We start from the raw sequence: 2,207 nt of genomic DNA, 5'->3' as shown, positions 1-2,207 counted from the left end.
ATGATAAAGATGTTGCGTTTTGGGATACTTTGGCGACTCAAACTACTAGAGCATCTGAGTAAAGTATTTGTTACTTAGGAAAGTATTAATCCTTTAACCTCTTGGTATATGGGGATCAAGGAACACGAACGGTGGTATGCACCGTTCGTTTATTTATTCCAAAGAAGGCAATGATTACAGCTAGTGTATTGTAGTATGAGTGGTGTCAGTACCCCCACTTCTCTATCACTTTAGTGCAGTGGGGGACTGACCCTTTGACCTGTCCTTATCGAACATCATCAATAGATTTTACTACTGTATGAGCGATTGGCTTCCATTCAACGTCTTTAAATAGGGCTACGATAGCAATAGGCAAATAAGTAAACATAAAAAGCGGAAACGTGATTGTATAAGCGATTTTTTTCCAGCCAGAACAATGAATTTCCCCCCACTCTGTTAAGGTTGTAATGAAACCAACTAAAAAAAGCAGCACATAATATCCTCCAACGGATCTTAACATTGCCGAAGTAGTTACATCAATAATCTCTTTTCCTTCAAATAATCCTAAAAAACCAGCTAAGTAAAATAATCCATTGGTCACCAAGCTGATACAGGAAACTAGCAGGACTGGCATGATTGTCATGGTCATATCAAAGCATGATAACCTGTTACGCTTTCCTTTAAAAATTCCGCCTACCAAATCTTTGCCATATTTAGCAAAGACTTGGTAAAAACCCTTCGCCCAACGTAATCTCTGATTCCAAGACTGCCTGAAGGTAATTGGCTGCTCATCATAAAACATGGCGCTTTTGCAGTATCCAATCTTTTCTCCTTTTATAATCTGAGAAACGGAAAACTCGATGTCTTCTGTAAGGAGATGGTGAATCCAGCCTCCATTTTCTTTGATCAAATCGGTATGTACCAAAAATCCAGTTCCAGAAATTGCACAACTGGAGTTAAGAACCATTCTTGGAAGGTTGAGATATTCAGCTTCGTGCAGGAACCATAGTGCATAACCTGCAGAAATCCAATTTTGGTCATAATTCTTGGACTTTCTATAACTGGTAATCACCCTGTATCCCCGATTAAAAGTCTTGTTCATCTCCGCTATATAATTCTCATCAAGGAGATTGTCGGCATCAAACACAAAATATCCATCATACTTTCTGGATGAATATTCCTTTTCGATGATCTTAAACATTTCATCGAGAGCATATCCCTTTCCAACCTGATCCTTATTGAAGCGCTCCCTGACAATAGCCCCCTCTTGCATTGCAACCAAAGCTGTATTATCGGTACAGTTGTCTGCTATAACGAAAATATCAATCAATTCCTTAGGGTACTTCTGGTTTTTTATGCTTTTGATTAGCTGTCCAATCACAAGTTCTTCATTTCGAGCTGCGACTATCACTGCGTATTTGTAGGGATTATCATTCTGCACCTCAGGCTTGTTGTTTTTTTTGGCCTTAAAAGCAATAAACATATACACGATCTTATACGAATACATCAATGCAAACATTAGAAATATAAGGGAATTGAAATTATTAATAAAAGTTATTATAGGCGAGTCCAAGCTGCTACCTCCAGGATATTATCATTATATTTTTAACACTCTTCAACTGGTTTCTCAATGAACTACATATTCATTGAATGAGATGTAGAATAGATTATCTAAACATATAGTATGTTAATTAGCAGCAGATTCTTATATACAAGTAAAAGGCACCATGTACCTATTATTATCCCTTTGATAATTATTAATCTAGAAATACTCAATTCCTATATTAAAATAAAGTTCGGCCAGGTCTGACCTCACACCCTGCAGCACTTACTGGCTTTAACTTCCGCAAAAAGGCACAACCCGATTAAAGTTGTGCCTAAATTTGTTCTATCGGCTAAAATGAGTGTAGTGGGGGTCTGACCCTTTGAACTTAAATGCAGTGGGCGAAGATCTGAACCGTGACCATGTGAATAAAATCTTCCCGGAAACACAGGCCCTTCATAATAATGTATTACGTGCCTATGATATTGATTATATGATTGACCTTCATCATCAGGGAGCGCAAAGTGAACGTGATGGAGAGTTAGTGTCCGGATCGATTCTTTACCCAACTACGGAGAATGCAGATCCCGAAGTCGTTCATAAATCCAAACAATTAGGTGCTGTAGTGTTTGATAAGATTAATCCATCTGGCTGGGGACACCTTGGTAAATATGACGGTGGTTCT

The 2,207-nt window shown here is 38.2% G+C and carries 1 protein-coding gene and 1 pseudogene; one reads left to right on the top strand and one right to left on the bottom strand.

All coding sequences use genetic code 11. From position 1 onward, the window contains the following. Positions 1-265: 265 nt before the first annotated feature. On the bottom strand, positions 266-1,462 hold the full coding sequence (locus tag CWR48_RS16625; RefSeq protein WP_245976845.1) for a glycosyltransferase family 2 protein: 1,197 nt from the start codon (positions 1,460-1,462) through the stop codon (positions 266-268). 451 nt (positions 1,463-1,913) lie between these two features. On the opposite strand from CWR48_RS16625, the pseudogene CWR48_RS16620 reads away from it, so the two are divergent. Then, a pseudogene (locus tag CWR48_RS16620) lies at positions 1,914-2,207 on the top strand (M14 family metallopeptidase); the annotation flags it as partial.

It is taken from the genome of Oceanobacillus arenosus (assembly GCF_003369575.1).
Classification (GTDB): domain Bacteria; phylum Bacillota; class Bacilli; order Bacillales; family Amphibacillaceae; genus Oceanobacillus; species Oceanobacillus arenosus.
The sequence above is the reverse complement of the archived record's forward strand: the minus strand, read 5'-3'. Positions and strand labels throughout refer to the sequence as shown.